Source organism: Streptomyces sp., assembly GCF_031181705.1.
In the GTDB taxonomy this organism is placed as follows: Bacteria; Actinomycetota; Actinomycetes; order Streptomycetales; family Streptomycetaceae; genus Streptomyces.
Genome location: NZ_JAPSKN010000036.1, coordinates 20,436 through 27,357 on the forward strand (window position 1 = coordinate 20,436; position 6,922 = coordinate 27,357).

At 76.7% G+C, this 6,922-nt stretch carries 7 protein-coding genes; 3 read left to right on the forward strand and 4 right to left on the reverse strand.

Translation table 11 applies throughout. The features are described 5' to 3' along the window. Positions 1–147: 147 nt before the first annotated feature. Positions 148–522 (reverse strand): DUF6479 family protein, encoded by a 375-nt coding sequence (locus tag RIN80_RS10275; protein ID WP_309095222.1) that lies wholly within the window; start codon positions 520–522, stop codon positions 148–150. Positions 523–711: 189 nt separating this feature from the next. On the opposite strand from RIN80_RS10275, the gene RIN80_RS10280 reads away from it, so the two are divergent. The 3 genes from RIN80_RS10280 to RIN80_RS10290 all read left to right on the forward strand — a co-directional run bounded on the left by RIN80_RS10280 (position 712) and on the right by RIN80_RS10290 (position 4,605). After that, a complete protein-coding gene (locus RIN80_RS10280; RefSeq protein WP_309095223.1) occupies positions 712–1,125 on the forward strand; it encodes a DUF5994 family protein in 414 nt (137 codons plus the stop codon). Positions 1,126–1,485: 360 nt separating this feature from the next. Continuing rightward, entirely contained in the window at positions 1,486–3,393 is a 1,908-nt protein-coding gene (locus RIN80_RS10285) for a glycine-rich protein (RefSeq protein WP_309095224.1), read from the forward strand. 339 nt (positions 3,394–3,732) lie between these two features. After that, a complete protein-coding gene (locus RIN80_RS10290; RefSeq protein WP_309095225.1) occupies positions 3,733–4,605 on the forward strand; it encodes a putative RNA methyltransferase in 873 nt (290 codons plus the stop codon). Here the strand turns inward: RIN80_RS10290 and RIN80_RS10295 are convergent. Genes RIN80_RS10295 through bla form a run of 3 tightly spaced genes read right to left on the reverse strand, consistent with a single transcriptional unit; the run spans position 4,599 to position 6,607 of the window. Then, on the reverse strand, positions 4,599–5,255 hold the full coding sequence (locus RIN80_RS10295) for a DUF4328 domain-containing protein (RefSeq protein ID WP_309095226.1): 657 nt from the start codon (positions 5,253–5,255) through the stop codon (positions 4,599–4,601). The genes RIN80_RS10290 and RIN80_RS10295 overlap by 7 nt on opposite strands. A 4-nt stretch (positions 5,256–5,259) precedes the next feature. Then, complete coding sequence (locus RIN80_RS10300; protein WP_309095227.1) at positions 5,260–5,622, reverse strand: DUF952 domain-containing protein; 363 nt, start codon at positions 5,620–5,622, stop codon at positions 5,260–5,262. Positions 5,623–5,647: 25 nt separating this feature from the next. Beyond that, positions 5,648–6,607: a class A beta-lactamase gene (bla, locus tag RIN80_RS10305; protein ID WP_309095228.1), complete on the reverse strand. Its 960-nt coding sequence runs from the start codon at positions 6,605–6,607 to the stop codon at positions 5,648–5,650. Positions 6,608–6,922: the final 315 nt, after the last annotated feature.

A 6,922-nucleotide genomic window follows, 5' to 3' on the forward strand; every position in this document is an offset into this window, starting at 1 on the left:
CACGCCGGTCAGGGCGAGGGCCAGGGCGGCTCCGGCCGTGACCCCGCGGGTGCGGTGTACGACTGCCATCTCGCCTCCCGGCGAACCGTGCGAACCGTGCGAGTTGTGCGGACCGCACGGACCGCACGGACCGCACGGCTCACGGCATCACGTGTGTCCGAGGCCGCCGCCGCCGAAGGATCCGCTGGATCCGGGCGACCAGCGCCGCGGTTTCTGGTCCTTGCCGGTCCTGGTGCTCGCGCGGTGCATCTCGTGCGGCATGAGCCGGCGCCCGTCGCGGGCCACGACCGGCACGTCGTCGGGCTCGCGCATCTCCCGCATCTCGCGGACCGGCCCGGTCTCCGGCAGGTGCGGCTGCTCCGCCGGGTCGGGGTGGTGGGTGTCCTTGTCCATCACCTGCATCCCCACGCGCACGCCCCAGATCAGCGCGCACGCCACGATCAGCCCGGCGATGAAGGCGAGGGTCACGGCGACCGCGTGGTCTGACGACGCCGCCAGCACTTCGTACGTTGCCGTATTCATGTTCCGATTATCGCCGACACCTTGATATAAAGCGCCCGGAATGTCCGATGCTCCCGGCCGGGCGCCGGACGGCACGCAAGGCCCCTGCTCCCGTACCGGCGGGCGGGGTACGGTGGAGAAACCGGGGTAGGTCGCACTGCGGCGGCGCACGGTCGCCGGCCGCCCCCCCCGTCCGCAGCAGGAGCCCCCATGACGTCCGCCTCCTCGCCCCCGCCCCAGGTCCCCGCCCCGTCCGGGGCCCGGCTGAAACTCGCCGACCAGCCGCGCGAGCGCCGTACGGCCCGCAGGATCGACGGGGCGTGGTGGCCCCGCTCCTACGACCTGGCCGCGGAACTTCCCGGACTGCTGGCCGGGCTGCCGCCCGCCTGGGGCCGGATCAGCAGCGTCCTCGTCCACGGGGACATCTGGCTCGACTGCCCGGAGCGGGTGGACGTGGCCGGCCAGGCCGTCCACGTGGGCCGCAGGGACACGCCCACCGCCTCCGACACCGTCTGCCTGCTCGCCCCCGGCCGCGGCCGCTGGGACCTGCTGGTGGTGCCGCCCGGGACGGCTCAGGCCGAGGCGGACCGGCTGATGGAGCGGGCCGTCACCCAGGGCGCGTGAGCGGTGCCGGCCGGCGGTGGCGCCGTACGCCCCGCCGCCCCCGTTCGGGCGCGCCCGGGAGGCGCCGCGTGGTGCCGGGTGGCAGATTGCGGCCAGAGGAAGGCCGGCCGGGCCGTCGCGTCCCCGCGTGTGCCGCTCGGGAGCCCGGCCCGGCCTTCCCGCCTGTCCGGCCCGGAACGTCGGCAGGAATCCGCTCGGTGACCTCGCGGGTGACGAGCTGGGCGCCGGTGGCCGGGAACCGACCCTTCTCGGTTGACCGGCCGCCTCGAGTTTGATCAGCTGTCCCACTCATCTTGTTCGATTCTGATCGAGCAGTGTCCGGCTCTCAGGGGGGAGCTTGTGACGAGTGGGGGAGTTTCCTTGACGCATCACGATGCCGGCGTGCCGCGGCGTGCCCGGTTCCGGCGCGGCGCGGCCGCCCTGACCCTGCTGGCCCTGACCGGCGGCACCGCCCTGACGGGCGCCTCCGCCGCCACGGCCGCGGGCAGCCAGGTGCTCGCCGGAAAGGCGTGCACGCCGACGGAGGGGTTCTCCGGCTGCCGGCTGTTCGATCCCACGGGTGCCCGCGAGGACTTCCAGGTCCCGGCCGGTGTCACGGCGCTCGACGTGCGTGCCTGGGGGCAGGGCGGCGAGGGCACGCCCTTCGCCAACGGCGGGGCGGGCGGCTACACCGCGGGCACGCTCAGTGTCACGCCCGGGGAGAAGCTGTCGGTCGCGGTCGGCGTGCAGCGCTTCGGTGACGCGCTCGGCGGCGCGGGCGGCGGCCGGTACGCCGCGGTCGGCGGCAACAGCAGCGGGGTGCGCAGCGGTGACGGCGAACCGCTGCTCATCGCGGCCGGTGGCGGTGGCGGTGGATACGGCGATGTGGACGCCGGCCAGGGCGGCCCCGGCGGCGGCGAGCGCGGCCAGGACGACACCGAGTCCGAGCGCGGCGGCAAGGGCGCGGCCGGTCCCACCGGTGGTGCGGGCGGCGGCAACGGTTCCTCGGGCGCCGACGCCTCCGGCGGCGGCAAGGGCGGCGCGGGCGGCTCCGGTGCGCACGGCTACGGCGGTGGCGGCGGCGCCGGTTACGCGGGCGGCGGCGGTGGCGGCGGCACGGACGAGGAGCGCGGCCTCATCGGCAGCGGCGCGGGCGGCAGCAGTTACGTCGACCCCGACCGGGTGAAGGACGCCCGTCTGCTCACCGGCAGCCGGACGGTGCCCCCGGCCAAGGACGACCCGTTCTGGCAGTCCTCCGGCGAACCGGTGCGCGGCTCGATCGCCGAGGGCGGCGTCAACACCGACCGCTCCGGCGACGGGCGGGTGGTCTTCCAGTGGAAGACCCCCGCCATCGCCGAGCTGGTCCGGGTCTCCGGCACGGACGAGACGGTCCGGCCGGGCGGCGGCGCCGGCCCGCTGGCCGTGGTGGCCCGGGACAAGGCGGGCAACGCCGTCGAGAACGCCTCCGTCACCTTCACCATCGAGGACCCCGACCAGCAGGGCGCCTTCTTCTACGTCAAGGGCGGCGCCGACTCCACCGAGCTCGTGGTGCCGACCGACGCGCGCGGCCGGGCCGAGTCCCAGCCGATCCAGGTGGGCGGCGAGGAAGGCGCGTTCACCGTCCGCGCGGCGGTCGACGGCGTCTCGACGGTCTTCTCCGTGCAGGTGGAGGACTCGGCGTACACCGTCTCCGTCGCGGGCGGCGACGGCCAGCGGGCCGAACAGGGCACGGACTTCGAGGAGGCCCTGGCGGCCGAGGTCGTCGAGTCGGGCTCCGCGGCACCGGCCGGCACCGAGGTCGAGTTCCGGGTCGAGGACGAGAGCGAGGACGCGCCCCGCTTCGCCGACGGCGAGCGGGTCGTCCGCGTGGAGACCGACGCGCAGGGCGGTGCCACGGCCCCGACCCTGACGGCCGGTGAGGGCACGGGCACCTACACCGTGACCGCCTCGGTCGGCGGCGCCATGACGCAGTTCGCGGTCGAGGTCGTCCCCGGCGACGGCACGCAGGACCCCGGCCCGGGCGACGACCCGTCGGGCAGCCCGAGCCCCTCGGCGGACCCGAGCCCCTCGGCGAGCACCGGTGGCACGACCGGCGGTGGCGGCACCTCCACGGGCGGCACCTCCACCACCGGCGGCACGTCGACCGACCTCGCCGGCGGCAGCCTCGCCTCCACCGGCGCGGGCGGCATCGGCCTCCTCGCCGCGGCGGCCACGGCCCTGGCGGCGGTGGGCTTCGCGGCCTTCCGCTTCGGACCGCGCCTCAGCCTCCGCTCGCGCGACGACGGCTGACCCCAGCCTGACCCGGCGTCACCGCGACGGCCCGCACCCGGACACCCGGGTGCGGGCCGTCGGCGTTTCACCGGCCGATCGGACTTCCGCCCGGACGGGCGGCCCCCTCACCCCGGCCCCCGGTGGCCGGCGCGGCGCCGGGTAGCCTGGCCGCATGGCCCTGGCATGCAACGCCCTGCCGCACTGCTTCCTCTGACACCGCGGTGAGGACGGCGACGTGAGTGTGCGTCACGTCGCCGTCCTCGGCGCGCCCGCCCACGGGCGGGCGCCGGCGACTCACGTCCACCGCCCGCACGCGGCCCGGCACTGCGCCCCGCCGCGTCGTCCAGGAGCACCGCCATGCCTTCGGGTCCCGCCCGCCTGCCGTCCGACCGGCTGCTGACCGTCCTGACCTGCCCCCAGTGCCCCTCCGGCCTCACCCGCGCCGACGGCGCCCTGCGCTGCGCCGCGCGGCACACCTTCGACATCGCCCGCCACGGCTACGTGAGCCTGCTGACCGGCCACCGGCGCGCCGCGAGCGCCGACTCCGCCGGCATGGTGAGCAGCCGCGCCGCCTTCCTGCGCGCCGGGCACTACGACCCCCTCGTACGCGTCCTCGCGGACCTCGCCGCCGGTTCGGCACCCGCCGATGCCACCGTGCTGGACGCGGGCGCGGGCACCGGCCACTACCTGGCCGCCGTCCTGGACGCCCTGCCCGGGGCCCTGGGCATCGGCCTGGACACCTCCGCCGCCGCCCTGCGCGCCACGGCCCGGGCCCATCCCCGCGCGGAGGCCGCCGGCTGGGACGTCTGGCGGCCCTGGCCCGTGCGCACCGGCTGCGCCCACCTCGTCCTCAACGTCTTCGCCCCCCGCAACGGCCCCGAGTTCCGCCGCGTCCTGCGCCCGGACGGCGCCCTGCTCGTCGTCACGCCCACGGAACGGCACCTGCGCGAACTGCGCGAGTTCCTGGGGCTGCCGGCGGTCGACCCCAGGAAGGAGGAACGCCTGCGCCGGACCCTGTCGGCCGCCTTCCGGCTCGATCACACCGAGCCGCTGGAGTTCACCCCGGCCCTGACGGCCGGGGACGTCGTCCACCTGGTGGCCATGGGCCCGGCCGCGCACCACCTCGACCCGGCGGAACTGCCGGGCCGGGTCGCCCGGTTGGGGACACCGGTGCACGTCACCGCGTCGTTCGCCGTGTCGGTGTACCGGCCCGTCGGGTCCGCTCAGTAGCCCTGGCGGGCGAGCTGCTCGTCCTGCGCCGCCGTGAGCGTGCGGATCATGAGGGCGGCGGCCACGGCCGCCGCCACGATGACCAGATCGGCGGCCAGCAGGGGCAGGACGTCGGTGTAGGCGCGGGCGATGACCTCGTCCGCGTCGTCGGCGTGGACGATCCCCGCACCGCCCGCCAGACCCGCCAGCCACAGCCCCCACCACCAGTTCACGACGGCGGGCAGCGGCCGCCCGGGGAACACCGAGCGGTGGACGTCCGCGACCACGCCCCGGGGTATCCACAGGTTGGCGACGGGCACGATCCAGCCGAGGAAGAGCCAGAAGGAGCCGTAGCGGGGTGCGGTGCCCGACAGGGCGCGGGCGTTGTCCCGCACCCGGTCCAGCCAGAACAGGAACACCACGGCGCAGACGGCCGTGACGACGCCGCCCGCCGCGGCGACCTGGTGGTAGGAGTCCTCCAGCGCGGTCGGCGGGCGGTGCGTGCCGCCGCCCCGGCCGGGCGGGCCCGACGCCGGCTGCCCCGCCAGGAACAGCCGCAGGTGCCACACCGCCCGGACGGCCCAGGCCGCTCCGGCCAGCGCGAGGGCCGCGACGGCGCAGCGGGCCGGGCGCACGGCGGGGGCGGTGAGGGCAACTCTCTGGACGGTCACCCGGTCATCCTGTCGTACTCAGTTCCGACGCCCGGCCCTGTCCGTCCCACCGCACCTGCAGGACGTGGTCGACGGCGTCCCGGTCGAGCGGGCCGAAGACGTGCGGGAACAGGGTGTCCCCGGAGACGCCGGGCGGCGGTGCGGGGGCCGCCGCCTCCCACTCCACCCTCGCGGTCAGCCGCGTCTCGTCGAGCGCGAGCACCAGCAGGGGCCGGGGCGCGTCACGGTAGAAGGCGTTGATGACGGCCAGCGTGGTCGCCTCGTCCGGGGAGCAGTGCACGAAGCCCTCCTCGGCGAGGGAGGCGGGGGCGTACGGCCGGCCGGGTTCGGTGGTCCAGACGGTGCTCGGTACGACGTGGTAGATCATGGCCCCGTTATAGCCCTCCCCGGTCTCACAGGCCGAGGGCGGCGACGGTTCGCCGGGTCGCCTCGGCGACCAGGGCGTCGGAGGGCTCGGCGTCGTGGCCCGGGCGGTCGGTCATCACGGCGAGGACGAGCGGCTCGCCGCGGGGCGGGTGGACGACCGCGACGTCGTTGGCCCGGCCGTAGTCTCCCGTGCCGGTCTTGTCGGCGACCTTCCAGCCGCCGGGCAGTCCGGCCCGGATGCGGCGGGCGCCGACGGGGGTGGCGTTGCGGGAGAGCCAGTCCAGGAGCAGCGCGCGGTCGCGGGCGGGCAGGGCGGTGCCCAGCAGGAGGGCGCGGAAGTCGGTGGCGACCGCCTCGGGGGTGGTGGTGTCGCTGGGGTCGCCCGGCGGGACGTCGTGCAGCTCGGGCTCGTAGTGGTCCATGCGGCTGGTCCTGTCGCCGAGTCCGCGCAGGTAGGCGGTGAGCTTCCGCGGGCCGCCGATCTCGCGCATCAGCAGGTTGCCGGCCGCGCCGTCGCTGAAGCGGACGGCGGCGTCGCAGAGCTGGCGCAGGGTCATGCCCGTCGCCAGGTGCCTGCCGGTCACCGGTGTGGTGGAGCGCAGGTCGGCCCGGGTGTAGGTGATGAGCCGGTCCAGGTCGTGCGGGGAACGGTGGTGCAGGACCGCCGCGGCGGCCAGGGCCTTGAACACCGAGCAGAACGCGAAGCGTTCCCCGGCGCGGTGGACGACGGTGGTCCCGGTGCCGGTCGCGAGCGCGTAGACGCCGACCCGGGCGCCGTAGGCGCGCTCCAGGTCCGCGAACCGGGCGCGGCGCACCGGCGGCCGGCTCGGTGCCGGGGTGGACCGGGAGGACGCCGGCGGCGGCGGATCGGCGCGCCCGGACGACCGGCCGCCGGCGCCGCAGGCGGCGAGGGGCAGCGGCAGCGGCAGCAGGGCCGCGGCCGCCAGGAAGGAGCGACGGGAGGACACGGACCGGTCGGAGGACATGCACATGCTCTTCTCACTCGGCCGCCCTTCCCGACCCGACCGCGACACGGGACGGACGGACCCCCGGACGGCGGGCGTGTCGGGCAGGGACGGCAGCGGGGCGGGGCGGGGCGGATGTCGGGGACGGCTGTCGGGCGAGGGCGCGAGGCCCTCTCGGCCCGGGACGGCTCCGCGGCACTGGCTGCTCTCGGGTCGGGGAGCCGCGGCCCTGCGGCTTCTGGGGCCGGCTCGGCAGCCGGTGTGGGCGCGGCACGGGCGGGGCCATGGCGCCGGGGGGCAGCCGGTCCGGGCGTGGCAGTCGCGGTTCTCGGGCAG

Excerpts from the sequence above, each read along its gene's own strand:
- bla (WP_309095228.1), bottom strand. The coding sequence starts at position 6,607 with ATGTCCTCCGACCGGTCCGTGTCCTCCCGTCGCTCCTTCCTGGCGGCC.
- RIN80_RS10275 (WP_309095222.1), bottom strand. The coding sequence starts at position 522 with ATGAATACGGCAACGTACGAAGTGCTGGCGGCGTCGTCAGACCACGCG.
- RIN80_RS10280 (WP_309095223.1), top strand. The coding sequence starts at position 712 with ATGACGTCCGCCTCCTCGCCCCCGCCCCAGGTCCCCGCCCCGTCCGGG.
- RIN80_RS10300 (WP_309095227.1), bottom strand. The coding sequence starts at position 5,622 with ATGATCTACCACGTCGTACCGAGCACCGTCTGGACCACCGAACCCGGC.
- RIN80_RS10290 (WP_309095225.1), top strand. The coding sequence starts at position 3,733 with ATGCCTTCGGGTCCCGCCCGCCTGCCGTCCGACCGGCTGCTGACCGTC.